The following is a 17,659-nucleotide window of genomic DNA, read 5'->3' as shown; positions in this document are numbered from 1 at the left end:
TGTGACCTCAGTCGTTACCGATAAACACAGCCGCTTGGGCGCTCTTGCTCAGCACCTGGGCACGGCGTGCCGGGCCAGGTGCATTGGCGACCTGGACAAGGGTGTCTTCGGGGTGAATCAGCGTCGGGCCATTACCCAATTGCTCAAGCGCCAGAAGCGCCAGGTCTTCAGCCTTGGGCAAGGCCATGGTCAGGGCGTCGGGAATATTCAGTTTGACCATGGCATCGCGCATGGTGGGTGTGTCGACAGTGCCGATGAGCAGGTTGAGCACATCGACGCCACGGTCTTTCCACTCCGCCCATAACGACTCACCGAGGTTCAGCGCAAACCCTTTGGTGGCGGTGTACATCGCCAGTTTGCGAATGCCCCCCAATGCAGCCTGGGAACCGACCAGCAGCAAGCCGCCCTGCCCGCGCTCCAGCATCGCGGCACCAAAGGCATGGCTGCATTGCATCACAGTCAAGCAGTTGAGGCGCAGCAACGCGCCCCAGTTCTCGGTCGAGGTATCGAGGAAGCGCGTGATGTAGGGGTCGCCACCCGCGTTGTAGATAAACAGACCAACTTGACGTTCACCGACAGCCGCGAGCAATCGCTCACAGGTATCGGGCTGAGAAAGGTCCTGGATTACCACCAGCACTTCGATGGCGTAACGTTGCTCTAATTCGCCTTTCAATTGCGCCAGGGCGTCGCCACGGCGCGCCACCAGCACGCAGTTGAGGCCACGCTCGGCGAGGGCACGGGCAAACGCCGCGCCCACTCCATGGGAGGCACCGGCAATCACCGCCCACGGACCATAGCGATGCAGGAAGGCATTATCAGAAACAGACATAAGCACTCCGAAAACGAAGGCCCGGCGACCAGCCACCGGGCGAGAAAGGTTTCACCCTGTCAGGCGACGGGTGGCAGGTCGATGTGGCTGGCGGAGGCGCCAATGGCGGTGCTGCCGTAGACCAGAACACGTCGTTCGATTTGCGCCATGAACAGGCGCAGCAAGGGTTCGTCGTATTCCGGCCCGGCGCTGTTGACGAAGGCTTCCAGCGCTGTGTCAATCTCGCTGTAATCGTTGAACGTGCGGTCCAGCAGGACTTGCGCCTCCTGCTGTTCCAGCTCGCGCAAGTGCAATTCCATGGCATCGCCACGGCCCAGGTACTCCACCAGTTTGCTCACCGCGCTCAGCTTGGTTTTCTGGAAGTCACTACCGACCTCCACCTGCGCCAGGGCATCGGCGAGCATGGTCAGCAACTGGGCATTCGGGCCGCTGCTGACCATGTCCAGTTTCGGCGTTTGCAGAGGCACACCCATGGCTTCGGCCAGCGCATGCACCACCACCCGGCGCAGGGCGATGTCAAACTCGGTGTAGGTGTCATGTGGGTCGCCCGGTTGTGGCGTGGCCACCGACGCCGAGAACTGCATCGTGCTGACGGTGGCAAACAGTGCCGTGTGGTAACGCACCACATCGGGGTCCGCCGGTTCGCCGGTTACTTGCTGATAGTAGCGATACAGGGCCGCGAAGCTGTCCCCGAGCGGCTCGTAATTGTCACGCATGCGCGCCGACGCCAGGTCGGCCAAGGGATCGCCGATCATGGCAAATTCGAAATCGTAGAGACCCTGTACCTGTCCGTTCTCGAACAGATATTGCCCTGAATCGTACTGCACGAAAGCAGGCCGGGTACGGTGCTGCGGCACATTGCGGCGCAACCAGCCGAGGGCGAATTCAGCCAGCGGCTGAGGCCTGGTTTTATTGCGCGCATACAGCGGGTAATAAGCCTCTAGGCCTGCGAGGGTGATGTCCTCGGCACTGGTCGGCAGATGAATGCCCTGCTCAATGAAGGGTTGCAACGGCAGTTGGTGCATGCGCGCCATGGCGTAGACCCACTGGCGTGCGACAGCATGGCGCTCGGCATCACTGGTCGCCGTGCTGACATCACGACTGCCCGGCACTAACTCCATCACGATGGCTTGCGGGTCTTCGCAGAAGCCGTAGATACGCGGCACCGGCACACCTTGCTGGCCGAGCAAGGTGAGAATATCCGCCTCCCGGCGCAGATCTGGGAATGGGCTGACATCACCACCTCGCTCGCCACGAATATGCAATTGAAGGGTTTCGCCATCGCGTTGCAGTTCAAGGTTCCACGCCGGACGCCAGCGCAGCAGGCGTTGCATGGCCGTGATGTTCCCGCCCAGAAGCCCTTCGACAAAGGTGCGCAGCTTTTCTTCGACCGGATCAACAGTCGCATTTATTGTTGTTGGCATACGGGGTCTTCCTCAGGCGCTGATGTTCAGCGCCGCTCTCAATGGGTGCTGGTGCTACCAGCGTTCGGCCCGCCTACCTGCTCCAGCGGCACGCCCTTTTTCTTCGCCAGGTCGGCGGTGTCCAGGTACTCGCGCCAGGCACAGATCAGTCCGTGTTCGTCCAGCTCATACACCGCTACCATCGTGTGCGGCATGGGGACGCCGTTGCTGACGCAGTAATCGTCGCGTTCGGTCATCACCACGCGCTCCGAAGAGACGATGTGGCGCGTGGTGCAACGGTTATGCGTGACATAACTCATCTGTCGCTCTATCTCCCGGCGTAACGCGTCGCGCCCCCGGATCACAGGACCACCGGGCACCCACAGTTGCCAGACGGCGTCGTCGGCGAAGGTGGCCATGATGCGTTCGATATCGGGGCGGCTGCCGTCGCTGCCATCGCCCCAGGCGGCCAGCATGTCGAGGATGAAGCGTTCCTGTTCGAGTGCCATAAAACGGGCTCCAGTGCAGTGAATGGATCGGGATCAGACCGAGGTTTGGGGCAGCAGGAAGTTGCGCACCACCGGCACCATCGGTGTGCCGCAACTCATACCGCCGTCCACGCGCATCAGCGTGCCGTTGACATAGGCGGCGTCGTCGCTGGCGAGGAAAGCGGCCATGGCGGCGATGTCTTCCGGCTCGCCCAGTTGCGGTACGTTTTGCAGGTCGAGAAAGGCCGACTTCATCGCTTCGTTGGCCCAACTTTCCATGGCTGGCGTGCGAATCACTCCCGGCAGGATGCCGTTGCAACGAATGCCGCGTTTGCCAAAGGTGGCGGCAATGCTTTGCACGTACCAGTTGAGCGCGGCCTTGGAGGCGCCGTAGCTGAACTGAGAAATTTCGCCGGCAATCGAGCTGGTGGACGAGGTGAACAGAATCGAACCGTTGCCCTGGGCGAGCATGTGCGGCAAGGCGTATTTACACGCCAACACGCCGCCCAACACGTTGACCCGCATGCAGTTGTGGAACAGCTCGGTGTTGAAGTTGATGAAGTCGATATCGCGGGTGGTGGCCGGGTTTCTGTACACGGCGTTATTGAACAACACGTCGATACGACCGAAGGTCTCGACGGTCTGCTCGATCATCTGCCGCAAGACGTCTTCCTCACCAACATCCACTTGCATGGCCATTGCCTTGGCACCTATTTCAGCTGCCACGGCCTGCGCCGATTCGACGAAAAGGTCGGTGACCACTACCGTGGCGCCCTCCCGCGCAAAACGCAGTGCCGAGGCGCGGCCGATGCCACTGCCGGCGCCGGTGATCACGCAGACCTTGCCGTCTAAACGTTGCACAATCTCGCTCATAAAAGGGTCTCGGGACGGATAAAAAAATCGGCGCCCGTGACGAGCGCCGAAAAGGAGCATGAGGTCAGCGGGTCTGGCCACCGGCGATGGTCTGCGGATTGGCTTCACGCTCGGCGACCGGTTCCTGGCGGTAGTGCGTCGGGCCGTTGCCGAACATGCCGTACTGGTCACGGGTGAAGTCGTACAACGAGTAGGAATCCTGTTGCGGGTTATTGGGAATGCCATAGGCCTCGATGTTGTATTGCGAGCCGGTACGGAACAGCGCGCCGCTGTCGTCCCAGGCGTCGTAGACCGCAGCACCAAAGGTGTCCTCGTCGATGTAGTAGCGACGTTTTTTCTGCGCGTGGCGGACGCCGTCCTTGCGGGTCGCTTCCACCACCCAGACACGGTGCAGCTCCCAGCGTTCACACGCGGGATTGATGTGTTTGGGCATGAGTTTTTTGTCCATGTCGCAACCCCATTTCAGCGTGTAGTTGCTGTAGGGGATGAACATTTCCTTTTTGCCCACCAGCTTCCAGTCGAAACGGTCCATCTTTCCGGAGAACAGGAAGATTTCGTCGTAGAACGCCACCCCGCCGAACGCCGAGTTGGGGGTGTCGTAGTTGAATTCCGGAGCCTTGCGCACGCGGCGCTGGCCGGTGCTGTAGCTCCAGGCGTAGCGCGAGTCGGAGACCGGGTCGAGATAGTCCCAATACCCGGATGCCTGTCCGGCCGTACGGGCCGGCGCGACGATGCGCGACCAGATACGCTGGGCGATTTTCGGATCACGCCCGGGAACATCCATCTGGTAGAAGGGTTTTTCGCCGGTGGACCGATTGGTGTTGGTTAGCGTCGCGTGGCCTTCATTGACCACGTAGGCACTGTGGTTCCAGTCCCAGCCATTCACGCCCTGATAGTTGAGGATGTAGTTCCACATCAATTCCCGGCCATCTCGCGGCAGCGGGAATGGCAGGCCGCCCCGGCACCCTTCGCTGATCGACAGCCCGTCGTTCTCGGTTTTGCAGTCCTTGCGGCTGGCGTTGCGCTGGGTGGCTGCCAGGAAATTCGCCGGAAAGGTTGCCGTCCTGTGGGTGGGGTACACCTCAAGGTAATAGGTGTCGGGGTTCTGCTTGAGCAGTTGCAGCTGCCCGGCCGCCAATTGGTCGGCGTACTGGTCGGCGTTGGCCGCCGTAATGCGCAAGCGGGGTTTTTCATTGGCAAACGGGTTGGGCCAGTTGCCGTCGCCGGGCACCAGCCCTGCGGGCACTTTCAGGCCACCGTCGTAGGGCGGAATAGTACCTGCCGCGTTACCCGCCACAATCGCGCCAAAGGTCGTCAGCTTGCCGCCCAGGTCGGCGGTGGTAGCGCCCTCATCGGCCACAGCCGACCCCGCCAAAGCAATGGCTACAAGGCCCATCGCATATGCATTAACCGTCATAACGTTCTCCATTCAGATGGGTGATCGCCGAGTCCGGTGATCACTGCATTGCAGTTCAGGCGCGGCTCAGAACGCAGTGCTGAGGGTCAGCGAGACCCAGTTGCGGTCGGTCAGGCCGACGTCGCCGGTGCCCCCGACGACGGTTTTTCCGACGCCGGCGACGTCTGCATATTTGCGTTCGCTGCCGTAGCCGATGTACGACAGAGTCACGTCGACGCGCTCGTCGTAGGTGCCCTTCACACCCGCTTTCCAGGTGTATTTCCCTTCGTTGCCACCGCCCGTGGCGGCATTGCCGTTTACGCCGTAATCCACACTCATGGGAGTGGAAATATTCCAGCCGGGAAACACCCCCAGCCATTGCGGCGCAAAACTGACGGCCAGACCGACATAGTTCTTGGTGGCGCAGCCGTAATGCTTGTCCTGCCCCTCCGGGCAGCCGCCATAGCCTTCACCTTTGAACAGTTCCTCGTGCTTGGTCACCCGTTGCACATGACTGAACGCCATTTCGGTGATCAGGCTGCCGGTGTCGAAGTAATCGGTGCGCGGTAGCAGCCACAGGCCGTTGACCACCATGTGCCAGGTGTCACCGCGAGCACCCTGATTGTCGGCAGTGCTGATGTTGCTGGAGACCAGCGAGGTGTTCTGGCGATACGACAGGTCTACGCCAAGGGAGCCGCCCCCCAACACCGGGCCTGCGGAGTAACCCAGGCCATAGAGCTTGACGTTCTCGGCGTACACGTAACGGGCGAAGGTCGGCGCCACTTGCAGGCCCCACGGGTTGTAGTCATCGAACTCGCGATACAACGCGCTGACCTCCGAATGCAGGAAGTCGAAGCTGTAGGTGCCCATCACGCCCCAGTTGCCCCTGTCCTTGGGTTTGACCGGATCAATCAAAGGCCGCGAAACACCGCTGAACAACGGCAAACGGTCCGGCCCTTCCAGGGCGACGTCGGCGGAGGCCAGATAGGTACCGCCTTCAGGCGCGCGCGTGGTGTCCCATTCGAAGAAGTATTGCGCTGCCAGCGACAACTTGTCGGTGACCTGAGCCTGGGTTGAAATCTGCGCCAGCGGCAGGAAGATTTCACGGGTCTCGGTACCGGGGTTGCTCACCGCCTTGCGCCCATCCAACGGTGCTTGCGAGTAGGACACCGCATGCCCGGCAATCAGCAGGCCGTTGCCCCAGTACACGGTATGCCGGCCGGCACGCACGCTGACCGGAATCTCACCCAGGTCGAAGCGGGTAAACGCAAAGGCGTCCAGCAACTCGCCGCTGGGTCCGCGGTGGTAACGCTTGGTGAAGCTGGAGTATTTGCCGTTGTTGTAGCTCGGCGTGCTGGTACCGGGAAACGCGCCTGGGTAGTAAACATTGCCGGGGCTGGTTTCGACATCAGTGTTTTCATATGCCTGGTCGTACCAGCCAGCGCCACTGATGCGAAAGCCGTTGTACTGCTTGTACGCGACCTCCATTTCGCTCATCAAATCGACCCGATTGGTCACCACATCGCCGCGATCAAACTTGGCATCGGACTCGTCGTAGCTGGCGTTGTTGGCCAACGCGGAGTCGCGCCCCTCGGCCCGGATCCCGAGGTTGTAGCGCACGGTGTTGTCCCAACGCGCGGTCCAGTCCGGATTGCCGGTATCAAACTCGGCGGCCTGCACAGCGCCAACAGTCAAGGCACACCCGGTCACGCTGAACCAGACAGCCAGGCTTAACGGCTTTAGCTTTGCGTCGATCATCAACACTCCCATTACTTTTTTATTGTTGTTGGCAGCCGAAGCGTTGGGCCGTCTGGACCGCGCCAATGAGCGCTGATCCGTGGGCTTTCGGTATGGACTGAAGTAGACGGGACGGGGAGGTTTGAGACAACGATTGGGAGTATTGCTGAAATGCATTTTGGTATTGGTCAAATACTCCCGACCTATACTCAAAGGCCCTGGATTGTGCTTTTTTGAGTACAGGAGGTGACCATGAAATCGGGAACCCAGACAGCGGCACTCCTAGCCGCTGCGATAATCGTCGGCTGTACGACTTCATCAAGCCAGACAGTGACTGTTCACTTGAACGCTACACCACGCAACGGCGGTCAGATCGCCAATACAACGCTGGCCGTTCAGGGCAATGAGACAGCGTTTTCCTTTGTCGTCAGTGGAGTTCCAAGCGGCACTCTTCGGCCCTTGAATCTCTACACGTTTATCAACAAAGGCAGCTGCGAGCGGCCCGGGTCTGTCGCCTATGCAATGAATGACCGGATCAACACCAATCGCATTTCTGCAACGCGCGGCTGGACCTATTCACGAAGTGCGCCAGTGGCGCTGTCAGAGCTGCTTTCTGGTGGATATTACTTAGTGGTAAGGACCTCACCGGCCGATGGCAACGTGGATATTTTCTGTGGGGATATCAAGCCAGAAACAAGGTGAAAATGACACCAGACCGGTAACCGGCTTTATCTACAACAGCGTGAAGAACAGTGTGCATACCGGTATTTGAATAACCGATACCGCCCCATTGTTTTTGTGATTTTACGATGGCAAAACCGCTCCCTAGACTCCAGCCAATAACTAGGCAACGCCGCTCTCCTGGCGCCGCCATGACAATAAAGCCTGGAGGATGAACATGAGTGCGCCCCCATCTCTGGATGACAAATACGTCCAGCACACTGGAAAAGTCTTGCTCACCGGCATTCAGGCGCTGGTGCGTCTGCCACTGATGCAGCGCCAACGCGATCTGGCCAATGGTCTGAACACCGCCGGGTTTATTTCCGGGTACCGTGGCTCGCCGCTGGGTGGTTTCGACCAGGCATTGTGGAAGGCGCGCGACTACCTCAAGGAACACCACACGGTGTTCCATCCAGGCATGAACGAAGACCTCGCTGCTACCTCAATCTGGGGTACGCAACAGGTCAATCTCTTCGAAGGCGCCACCTACGATGGCGTGTTTGGCATGTGGTACGGCAAGGGGCCGGGCGTCGACCGCTGCGGCGATGTGTTCCGCCACGCCAACGCCGCCGGCACCTCGCAATTTGGCGGTGTGCTGGCCATTGCCGGAGATGACCATGGCGCGCGCTCCTCCTCACTACCGCACCAGACCGAGCACATTTTCAAAGCGGTGATGATGCCGGTGCTGGCGCCATCGGGGGTGCAGGAATACCTCGACTACGGCATGCATGGCTGGGCCATGTCGCGCTATTCCGGCTGCTGGGTCGCCCTCAAAGCGGTGGCCGACACCGTAGAGAGCGCGGCCGTCGTCGACATCGACATTCATCGCGTACAACCGATCATTCCCGATATCCCGCTGCCCGAAGGTGGCTTGAATATCCGTTGGCCAGACCCGCCCCTGGCACAGGAACAGCGCCTGCTGGAACACAAGTTATATGCTGCCCTCGCCTATGCCCGGGCCAACCGCCTCGACCGTGTCGTGATGGACTCAGCGAAAGCGCGCATCGGCATCATCACGTCAGGCAAATCGTACCTCGACGTTTGCCAGGCACTGAAAATCCTCGGCATCGACGAAACACTCGCCCAGCAGATTGGCCTGCGGGTCTACAAGGTCGGCATGGTTTGGCCGCTGGAGGCTGAAGGCGTCCGGCAGTTTGCCGAGGGCCTGGAAGAAATCGTGGTGGTGGAAGAAAAACGCCACATGATCGAATACCAGTTGAAAGAAGAACTCTACAACTGGCGCGAGGACGTACGCCCGCGCATCGTCGGCAAGTTTGACGACAAGGGTGAGTGGAGCCTGCCGCACACGGGTTGGTTGCTACCAGCCATCAACGACCTGACCCCGGCGATGATCGCCCGTGCGCTGGCCAAGCGTATTCTGCGTCTGCATCAAAGTGGCCCGCTGCAAGTGCGCCTGGCCGTGCTGGATGCGCAACTGGCTAGCAAAGACCAATTCAGTAACCTGATGGAACGCGTGCCCCACTACTGTTCCGGATGCCCGCATAATACATCGACCAAAGTCCCGCAGGGCAGTCGCGCACTGGCGGGCATTGGCTGCCATTACATGGCCGCCTGGATCTACCCGCAAACCCAGACTTTCAGTCAGATGGGCGGCGAAGGCGTGACGTGGATCGGCCAGGCACCGTTCACCACTACTCAACATGTGTTCGCCAACCTCGGTGACGGAACCTATTTCCACTCCGGCATTCTCGCGATTCGGGCTGCCATCGCGGCCAAGGTGCAGATCACCTACAAGATTCTCTACAACGACGCCGTGGCCATGACCGGCGGCCAACCGGTGGACGGCAGCCTCAGTGTGGCGCAAATCAGCCGGCAACTCGTTGCCGAAGGCGTGCAGCGTGTGGTGGTGGTCAGCGAAGATGTCGAGAAATATCAGCACATCCATGAACTGGCAGACGGCGTGCCGGTGCTGCGTCGCGACCAGATGGACGAAGTGCAGGAACAGCTGCGCCAGTTCCAAGGCGTATCCGCAATCATCTATGACCAGACCTGCGCTGCGGAAAAACGTCGGCGTCGCAAGCGCGGCAAGTTCCCGGACCCGGCACGCCGGGTTGTGATCAACGAAGCGGTGTGTGAAGGCTGTGGCGATTGCAGCAGCAAATCCAACTGCATGTCGGTGGTGGCGGTGGAAACCGAGTTCGGCCGCAAACGGGAAATCGACCAGTCCTCGTGCAACAAAGATTTCACCTGCCTTAACGGCTTTTGCCCGAGTTTCGTCACGGTCGAAGGGGGCTCGTTGCGCAAACCCAAAGCGCTGGCAGCCAAAGCGGATGAAGTATGGGCATTGTCCACGCCATCAACCGTTACGCTGGATGAGCCCTACAGCATTCTGGTGACCGGCGTGGGTGGCACCGGCGTGGTGACCATCGGCGCCTTGCTAGGAATGGCAGCGTTTATCGAAGGCAAAGGCACGCTCAATCTGGACATGGCCGGCATGGCGCAAAAAGGCGGCGCGGTGTGGTCGCACATCCGCATTGCCGCGCACCAGGATCAATTGTTCGCACCCCGTATTGCCGAAGGTGAAGCAGCCTTGCTGTTAGGCTGCGATCTGGTGGTCAGTGCCAATACCGAAACCTTGTCCAAGCTGCGTCAAGGCGTTACCCATGCGCTGATCAACAGTGAAGAAACCATCACCAGCGCATTCGTGCGGACCTTCGCCCAACAGGCGGAAAGCGGAGATTTGCTGAAGCACCCGGACCCGAAATTCCACACCCACAACATGTCGGCACAAATCGCCGAAGCGGTTGGCCATGCCCAGGCGGACTTTGTCGACGCGAGCAAAATCGCCACGGCATTGATGGGCGATTCGATTGCCACCAACACCTTCATGCTCGGCTACGCCTACCAGAAAGGCTGGTTACCGGTGGGCGAAGCCGCGCTGCTGCAGGCTATCGAACTGAATGGCACTGCGGTGCCCTTCAACCTCGCCGCCTTTGCCTGGGGCCGGCGCAGTGCCGAAGACTTGCCACGGGTCTTGCGCAAACTGGAAGCAGGTAAAGTGCAGAACACAGATCGCTTGCTGTCGCAAAGCCTGGAAGAAACACTGGCACGACGTATGGCATTTCTCACGGCGTACCAGAATAAGGCTTATGCCCAACGTTACCGGCAACGAGTCGAGCAATTCATGAAAGCGGAAACGGCGCTGCTCGGGCAACCGGGCAAACTGTCGGCAAGCGTCGCCCGTTATTACTTCAAAGTGCTGGCCATCAAGGATGAATACGAAGTGGCACGCCTGTTTACCGATGGCCAGTTCCTGGAAAAAATCCAGGCTGGCTTCGAGGGCGACTACCGCCTGCGTTTCCACCTGGCGCCACCGCTGCTGAATGATAACGGCAGCGGCCGTGAGCCGAAAAAGCGCAGCTTCGGCCCGTGGATGCTGCAAGGCTTCAAGCTGCTGGCTAGGTTCCGGTTCCTGCGCAACACCTGGGCCGATCCGTTTGGCCACACTCACGAACGCAAGGTGGAACGTGACTGGCTGGCCAATTATGAACGTGTCCTCGACGAAGTCTTGATGGATTTGACCGCCGACAACCTGACCCTGGCCCAGGACCTGGCACAGCTGCCAGACAGCGTGCGCGGTTATGGCCCGGTCAAGGAGCGCTACCTCGTCCACGCCCAACAGCGTCAGGCGCAATTGCTTGAACGGTGGCGCGATGGCTCGAACGCGCAGTTCCACGATGCCAGTCAGGCCGGCAGCAAAATAGCCGTTACCCAACTGTAAGCCCGAGTGTGGCAGGCGTCGGTTGCCTGAAAAGGCACCACGCCGTATCCACCGAAAACTGGAGCACAGCATGCATGAAGTCGTGATAGTCGCCGCCACTCGCACCGCCATCGGTACCTTCCAAGGCGCATTGGCCACCACCAGTGCCGTGGAATTGGGCAGCGTGGTGGTCCAGGCGTTGCTGAAAAAAACCGGGATTGACGTCGACCTGGTCGATGAGTTGATTTTCGGCCAGGTGCTCACGGCCGGGTGTGGGCAAAACCCGGCACGTCAAGTGGCGCTGAAAGCAGGCCTGCCCCATAGCGTATCGGCCATGACCCTGAACAAGCTCTGCGGCTCCGGGTTGAAATCCGTGATGCTGGCGGCTCAGGCGATTCGCTGTGGCGATGCCGAGGTGGTGATTGCCGGCGGCATGGAAAACATGAGCTTGGCTCCCTACACGCTGGCCAAAGCGCGCACCGGCTTGCGCATGGGTAACGCGCAACTGGTCGACTCGCTGCTGCAGGACGGCCTGATCGACGCCTTCCACGACTATCACATGGGCATCACTGCGGAAAATCTGGTCGACGCTCACAGCCTGACCCGTAAGCAACAGGACGCTTATGCCCTGCGTTCGCAGCAACTTGCCAGCGCAGCCATTGAGGCCGGCCGTTTTGTCGCGGAGATCACCCCGGTGCCGATTGCGCAGCGCAAAGGCGAGCCGCTGCTGTTTGCCGTGGATGAGCAACCTCGCGCGCAAACCACTGCTGGCAGCCTGGCCGGGCTCAAACCAGCCTTCAGAAAAGACGGCAGCGTCACCGCCGGCAACGCCTCGACAATCAATGACGGCGCCGCTGCAGTGCTGTTGATGAGCGAAGACAAGGCCAGGGAGTTGGGCTTGCCCGTTCTGGCAAAGATCAAGGCGGGTGCGTGTACTGGCGTAGACCCGGCGATCATGGGCATCGGTCCGGTGTCGGCAAGTCGCAAGTGTCTGGCAAAAGCCGGTTGGAGCCTGGCTGAACTCGATCTCATCGAGGCCAACGAAGCGTTCGCTGCCCAGTCGTTGGCGGTGGGTAAAGAGCTGGGTTGGGATTTTGACAAAGTGAACGTCAACGGCGGCGCCATTGCCCTCGGTCACCCGATTGGCGCTTCGGGTTGTCGTGTGCTGGTCACGCTGCTGCACGAAATGTTCAAGCGCGACGCGAAAAAAGGCCTGGCGACCTTATGCATTGGCGGCGGCCAGGGCGTCGCCCTGTTGCTGGAACGTCCATGATTGGCGCCCGCCCCGCAACGGCCGCCGGCCCTCAGCCGCGCTGGCATGGGCAGCCGGATGGCGATGTCGGAACCCACGAATTGCTGTACCACACGGCGCTCAGATTATTTGCCGAGCATGGATTCGAAAGTGTCAGCCTGCGCCAATTGGCAGCCGCAATGCATTTGCAGCCGGGATCGCTGTACAACCACATTGAAAACAAGCAGGCGCTGCTGTTCGAACTGATCGAGACGCATGAAAGCGATCTTCTGGCGTTACTGCAAACCAAGGTCGCGCGTCATGCTGAGGGTCGGCTGCAACTGCAACGTTTTGTACGTGTGCACCTGCAGTTCAACAGCTTGCACGATCAGCGCCACACGCTGACGCGCATGGAATTTCGCAGCCTCAGCCTGGAGCAGCGCGAACGCGTCGAGCAACTGCGCGACACCCGCACCCGGGACCTGGAAAACATCCTCAGCCGTTGTGGATTGCCGGCCGGCCAGCGCGCACCGATGGCGCTGGGCATGCAAGCATTGCTCGATGGCGTGGTAGCCGGTTACCCGCAGGATGCGCGGCCTCCTCTGGAAAGTCTGACGAGTCTGTTTACCAGCATGGTGCTGACCGGTTTGAGCAGGCCGCTGGCTTAGCTGCTCCCCTTACATCACTAACAATAAGGTCGATCGATGAACGAAGAAATGACGAAAAATTATCGGAAAATTCTCCAGCACGTCGGTGAAGACCCACAGCGTGAAGGCCTGCTCAAGACTCCGGAACGTGCAGCGAAAGCCATGCGTTATCTTTGCCATGGCTACCGGCAAACGCTGGAAGAGATCGTCAACGGAGCACTGTTCGAGTCGGATAACGATGAGATGGTCATCGTTCGTGAAATCGAATTGTATTCGCTGTGTGAACATCATCTCTTGCCATTTATTGGCAAGGCTCATGTTGCCTACATACCGACAGGCAAAGTGCTCGGATTGTCGAAGGTCGCGCGAATTATCGACATGTTTGCCCGCCGCCTGCAGATCCAGGAAAACCTCACCCGGCAGATTGCCGATGCAATCGCCCAGGTCACCAATGCCGCCGGGGTGGCCGTGGTGATCGAGGCGAAACACATGTGCATGATGATGCGAGGTGTGGAGAAGCAGAACTCGGTGATGAGTACTTCAGTGATGCTTGGCGCATTCCGCGAGTCGTACAACACCCGTCAGGAATTTTTGCAGCTGATCCGCAGCCGCTAGGCGAGGCGCCAGGCGCCCCACCTTCAACTCAACTGAGCATCAGCATCCCGCCGTCAATCATCAGCGTCTGCCCGGTGACAAATCGAGAACCTTCTCCGGCAAGAAATACCAGCACTGGCGCCAGATCCCGGGCCGGCTCACCCAGTTGCCCGCCGATGGGCACTTGCCCTGCCATGTACGCATCGTGCTGCTGCAGTTGTTCGGCGCTCATGCTCGCGCGAGTCGCCTCGTACATCGGCGTCCACATCGCCGGGGCGATAGCGTTGACGGTAATGCCCAATGGGCCCCACTCCCGCGCCACCGTGCGCGTCCACGCCAGCACGGCCCCCTTGCTGGCCGCGTAATGGGCTTTGCCGGGCTGTCCGATGACGCCTGCCCCAGAGGCGAAGTTGATGATCCGCCCACCGCTGCCCTTCAGCAGCTCATAGGCCGCGCGGTTGGTCAGGAATGTGCCACGGGTATTCACCGCAAAGACTTTTTCCCACTCGTCCAGTGTGATGCTGTCGGCACTGGCATTCGGCGTGATACCCGCAGCATGTACCAGCACATCCAGACCATTGAGCCGTTCGTTGGCCCAGGCGAAAGCGGCGTCCACGGATTGGCTGTCAGCGATATCGCAGACTCGTGTATGCGCCCACCCGCCACCGTCCCCCGTCATCGAGGCGGCTTCGCCCAGGTCGAGGCTGACGACATAGGCTCCCTCCTCCACAAATGCTTTGACCACTGCCGCGCCAATACCCCTGGCGCCCCCCGTGACGATGATGCGTTTACCGGCCAGCTGCATGGGCTGTTCCTCTGATATCAGACTGTTTGATCGATGCGCTGCAACGCCGTAGCGAACAGACGCAACGCTGAGGCGTGGTGTTTTTCACCCGAGACCATCGAGGCTTTGCCCGCACACGCACGGGCGTAACTGACTTCGAGAAAGATGCCGAGCTTGAAGCCGGCCAACACCAGGTACCAGGTGAAGTCCGCCAACGAGCGCGAGCTGCCGGCGCGGTAATGGGCGACCAGTTCGTCGCTGCTGCAAAAGCCTTCCCAGGGGCGAACTTCAATGGTGCCGGCACCACGACCATCAGCACCGGGCCAGGTGACTACCAGCCAGGCAAGGTCGAGCAACGGATCGCCGATGGTCGCCAGCTCCCAATCGACAACTGCGGCCAGTTCCGCGCTGTCGTGGCGAAACATGACGTTGGACAAGTGAAAGTCACCATGCTGGATACCGGTCTGGAACTGCGTCGGGTAATGCTCGCTCAACCAGTTGGCCAACCGGGCAAGTCCCGGCAGACCGCTCGCGCCCGGCCAACCGGGGTAGTCTTTGACGCTGTCCAGTTGCGCCAGCCAACGTGAGACCTGGCGTTGATGAAAACCTTCGGGCCGCCCAAAATCCCCCAGGCCCACCGCCTGATAGTCGATTTCTCCCAGACGCAATAACGCGTCCACCATGGCCAGCCCCATACGTCGGCGCATTGCTGTCTGCTGCGCGTGCGGCGTCGGCAAACCTGCCGCGCAGTTGGGATTGAAGCCCTGTACTGGTTCCATCAAATAGAAACTGGCGCCCAGAACGTCTTGGTCGGCGCAGTCGGCTATCAGGCCGGCATGGGGCACCGGCGATCCGGCCAACGCTTTGAGCAACCGTGCTTCACGGGCAATGGTTTTACTGCCGACTTCGCGCAACTCCCTGGAAGGCCGACGCAATACGAATTCGCGCGTGCCACGCCGAAAGCGCAGCAACAGATTCTGAGCGCCTCCGGTTAATCGCAGTGGGGCCTCGATGGAGCCACTTTCCAGACCCTTTGAGTCCATCCATAGAGCCAGGCGCTCGAGTTCGACCAGATCCTGCCAGTCGTTCATGCGTCGTACTCGCCCAGACTGGCCAATGCATCGGCGTATTTTTCCCGGGCTCGGGCCGCCGCGGTGGGCCGGTGGTAATCGGGGAACAGTTCGTCGCAGGGTTGATAATCGCGTAGCAGTTGTTTGGCGACCGTGATTTTGTGCACTTCGGTGGGCCCGTCGGCCAGCCCCATCTGGAAGGAGCGGACGATGTACCCGGTAAACGGCATTTCTTCGCTTACCCCTAACGAGCCATGTACATGCAGGGCGCGCGCGGCGATGTCATGCAGCACCTTGGGCATGGCGGCTTTCACCGCAGCGATGTCTTTGCGTACCCGTTTGTAGTCCTGATACTGGTCGATGCGCCATGCCGTGCGCATGACCAGCAAACGAAATTGTTCGAGCTCGATCCACGAGTCGGCAATTTTTTCCTGGACCATCTGCTTGTCCGCCAGGCGGCTGCCCTGGGTACTACGCGACAGGGATCGTTCACAGAGTGCATCCAGGGCTTTCTGCGCTTGGCCAATCACCCGCATCGCATGGTGCACGCGGCCGCCACCCAGTCGTACCTGGGCCACGACAAACGCCTGACCGGGCGCGCCGAGCATGTCGCCAGCAGGCACTCGCACCTTGTCGAACGACAGGTAGGCATGGGTTGCGGCCGGGTCATCGGCGATACCGACGTTGCGGATAATGCTCACCCCCGGAGCATCGGCGGCAACAATAAACATCGACATGCCTTCATACACCGACACGTTTTTATCGGTGACCGCCATCACGATATAGAACGCGGCGTAGCGGGCATTGGAGGAAAACCATTTTTCGCCGCTCAGCAGCCAGTCATCACTCTCACGCACCGCTTCGGTGGTGAACACCGCAGGGTCTGCGCCGCCTTGGGGTTCGGTCATGGCGAAGCAGGACACGATATCGCCGTCGAGCAAGGGTTGCAGGTAGCGCTGCTTCTGCGCCGGCGTGCCGTAATGGGCGAGGATTTCACCGTTACCGGAGTCCGGTGCCTGACAACCAAACACAATCGGTCCGAACAGCGAGCGGCCGAGAATTTCATTGATCAACGCAAGGCGCACCTGGCCATACCCTGCCCCGCCCAGTTCCGGGCCCAGGTGACAAGCCCACAAGTTGCGCGCCTTCACCTGCGCTTGCAACGGTTTGACCAGTTGCTTGAACAGCGGGTCGTGGATATTCCACGGGCTGCCCAACACGTGGTCGAGAGGCTCGACTTCCTCACGCACGAACTGCTCGATCCAATCCAGTTCCACTTGAATCTCGGGGTCGGTCTGAAAGTCCCAGGCCATGGTGTTTCTCCTAGCAAATAGCGATCAGGCCAGCAGCATGCCGCCGTCGACCAATAGGGTTTGGCCGAGCACATAGCTGGCCAGCGGCGAGGCGAGAAACAGAGCCACATTAGCCATGTCCTGAGGCGTGCCGAGGCGCCCTTGAGGAATGGCGCGCAGCGCACCTTCCAGGCGTTTCGGGTTGCTGGTGGTCACCCGTGTCAGCTTGGTTTCCACCAGCCCCGGGGCAATGCCATTCACCCGGATACCATCACGAGCCCAGGCTTCGGCCAAGGTGCGAGTCAGCCCGAAAGCGCCGGTTTTCGAGGCGTTGTAGGCAGGGTTGCCACGGGTAGAATGGAACGCTGCTGCCGAACTGACCGTGATCATCGAACCCTTGGCTTCCATCAGCAGCGGGTGAAATTTCTGCGCGCAAACCATCAGGCTGGTGAGGTTGATGTCGAGCACGCGCTTGAAGCCCTCAGCGAGGAATTCCTGACGGTCGTAGAGCACCGTGCCTTGTGCTTGCACCAACACATCCAGACGGGTGAATGGCACACAGACCGCTTCGATCAACGCTGCATCCGCGACGTCGACCTGCGCGTAATGCAAGCCTTCAAGGTTAGAGTCGGGTGAGTCGTGATAGGCCGCCGCCGAGGCACGCGTACCCCAGACATGCACTTCGGCACCGCGCTGGCGAAAGTTCTGCGCAATGCCATTGCCGATACCACTGGACCCGCCGACTACCAGCACGGTTTTACCGCTGAAATCCAACTCGTACATGGGTATTCCTTGTGCTTGTCGAAAAATGCTGCCGGGCAATAGGCCCACCGTTACAGCGCCACCAGGCCAGCCGAGGCCAATCGTTCGAGCT

The 17,659-nt window shown here is 60.2% G+C and carries 15 protein-coding genes; 5 read left to right on the top strand and 10 right to left on the bottom strand.

Annotated elements, in window-relative coordinates; all coding sequences use genetic code 11:
• Nucleotides 1–7: 7 nt before the first annotated feature.
• The 6 genes from AWM69_RS21040 to AWM69_RS21015 form a co-directional block, all read right to left on the bottom strand.
• Nucleotides 8–829 (bottom strand): SDR family oxidoreductase, encoded by an 822-nt coding sequence (locus tag AWM69_RS21040; protein WP_077748072.1) that lies wholly within the window; start codon nt 827–829, stop codon nt 8–10.
• A 59-nt stretch (nt 830–888) separates the two neighbouring features.
• Nucleotides 889–2,253 carry a phosphotransferase family protein gene (locus tag AWM69_RS21035; RefSeq protein WP_077748071.1) on the bottom strand — a complete coding sequence of 455 codons (1,365 nt, stop codon included), beginning with the start codon at nt 2,251–2,253 and terminating at the stop codon, nt 889–891.
• Nucleotides 2,254–2,291: 38 nt separating this feature from the next.
• Nucleotides 2,292–2,741 carry a nuclear transport factor 2 family protein gene (locus AWM69_RS21030; RefSeq protein ID WP_218728312.1) on the bottom strand — a complete coding sequence of 150 codons (450 nt, stop codon included), beginning with the start codon at nt 2,739–2,741 and terminating at the stop codon, nt 2,292–2,294.
• 33 nt (nt 2,742–2,774) lie between these two features.
• Entirely contained in the window at nt 2,775–3,593 is an 819-nt protein-coding gene (locus tag AWM69_RS21025) for an SDR family NAD(P)-dependent oxidoreductase (RefSeq protein WP_218728310.1), read from the bottom strand.
• A 64-nt stretch (nt 3,594–3,657) separates the two neighbouring features.
• Nucleotides 3,658–5,010 carry a DUF1329 domain-containing protein gene (locus AWM69_RS21020; RefSeq protein WP_218728308.1) on the bottom strand — a complete coding sequence of 451 codons (1,353 nt, stop codon included), beginning with the start codon at nt 5,008–5,010 and terminating at the stop codon, nt 3,658–3,660.
• Between the two features lie 66 nt (nt 5,011–5,076).
• Complete coding sequence (locus tag AWM69_RS21015; RefSeq protein WP_218728306.1) at nt 5,077–6,747, bottom strand: DUF1302 domain-containing protein; 1,671 nt, start codon at nt 6,745–6,747, stop codon at nt 5,077–5,079.
• A gap of 231 nt (nt 6,748–6,978) precedes the next feature.
• Here AWM69_RS21015 and AWM69_RS21010 point away from each other — a divergent pair, with 231 nt between their 5' ends.
• The 5 genes from AWM69_RS21010 (at nt 6,979) to folE (ending at nt 13,660) form a co-directional block, all read left to right on the top strand.
• Nucleotides 6,979–7,428: a hypothetical protein gene (locus tag AWM69_RS21010; protein WP_218728305.1), complete on the top strand. Its 450-nt coding sequence runs from the start codon at nt 6,979–6,981 to the stop codon at nt 7,426–7,428.
• 196 nt (nt 7,429–7,624) lie between these two features.
• The gene (locus AWM69_RS21005; protein ID WP_218728303.1) at nt 7,625–11,188 is read left to right on the top strand and encodes an indolepyruvate ferredoxin oxidoreductase family protein; all 3,564 of its coding nucleotides are present in this window, start codon (nt 7,625–7,627) and stop codon (nt 11,186–11,188) included.
• 70 nt (nt 11,189–11,258) lie between these two features.
• Nucleotides 11,259–12,440: an acetyl-CoA C-acetyltransferase gene (locus tag AWM69_RS21000; RefSeq protein ID WP_218728301.1), complete on the top strand. Its 1,182-nt coding sequence runs from the start codon at nt 11,259–11,261 to the stop codon at nt 12,438–12,440.
• Complete coding sequence (locus AWM69_RS20995; protein WP_218728299.1) at nt 12,437–13,066, top strand: TetR/AcrR family transcriptional regulator; 630 nt, start codon at nt 12,437–12,439, stop codon at nt 13,064–13,066. Before AWM69_RS21000 ends, AWM69_RS20995 begins: the two co-directional genes overlap by 4 nt.
• A 36-nt stretch (nt 13,067–13,102) precedes the next feature.
• Nucleotides 13,103–13,660: a GTP cyclohydrolase I FolE gene (gene folE / locus AWM69_RS20990; RefSeq protein WP_218728297.1), complete on the top strand. Its 558-nt coding sequence runs from the start codon at nt 13,103–13,105 to the stop codon at nt 13,658–13,660.
• Nucleotides 13,661–13,688: 28 nt separating this feature from the next.
• On the opposite strand, the gene AWM69_RS20985 is transcribed toward folE, so the two are convergent.
• The 4 genes from AWM69_RS20985 to AWM69_RS20970 are packed head-to-tail and all read right to left on the bottom strand — an operon-like array spanning nt 13,689 to nt 17,568.
• On the bottom strand, nt 13,689–14,444 hold the full coding sequence (locus AWM69_RS20985; protein ID WP_218728295.1) for an SDR family NAD(P)-dependent oxidoreductase: 756 nt from the start codon (nt 14,442–14,444) through the stop codon (nt 13,689–13,691).
• 17 nt (nt 14,445–14,461) lie between these two features.
• The gene (locus tag AWM69_RS20980; RefSeq protein ID WP_218728293.1) at nt 14,462–15,514 is read right to left on the bottom strand and encodes a phosphotransferase family protein; all 1,053 of its coding nucleotides are present in this window, start codon (nt 15,512–15,514) and stop codon (nt 14,462–14,464) included.
• A complete protein-coding gene (locus AWM69_RS20975) occupies nt 15,511–16,806 on the bottom strand; it encodes an acyl-CoA dehydrogenase family protein (protein WP_218728291.1) in 1,296 nt (431 codons plus the stop codon). The genes AWM69_RS20980 and AWM69_RS20975 overlap by 4 nt, the downstream gene beginning before the upstream one ends.
• Before the next feature lie 24 nt (nt 16,807–16,830).
• Nucleotides 16,831–17,568 (bottom strand): SDR family NAD(P)-dependent oxidoreductase, encoded by a 738-nt coding sequence (locus tag AWM69_RS20970; protein WP_020300842.1) that lies wholly within the window; start codon nt 17,566–17,568, stop codon nt 16,831–16,833.
• Nucleotides 17,569–17,659 lie beyond the last annotated feature (91 nt).

Origin of the sequence: Pseudomonas sp. D1HM, from assembly GCF_019266105.1 — a bacterium.
GTDB lineage: Bacteria > Pseudomonadota > Gammaproteobacteria > Pseudomonadales > Pseudomonadaceae > Aquipseudomonas > Aquipseudomonas taetrolens.
The sequence above is the reverse complement of the archived record's forward strand: the minus strand, read 5'-3'. Positions and strand labels throughout refer to the sequence as shown.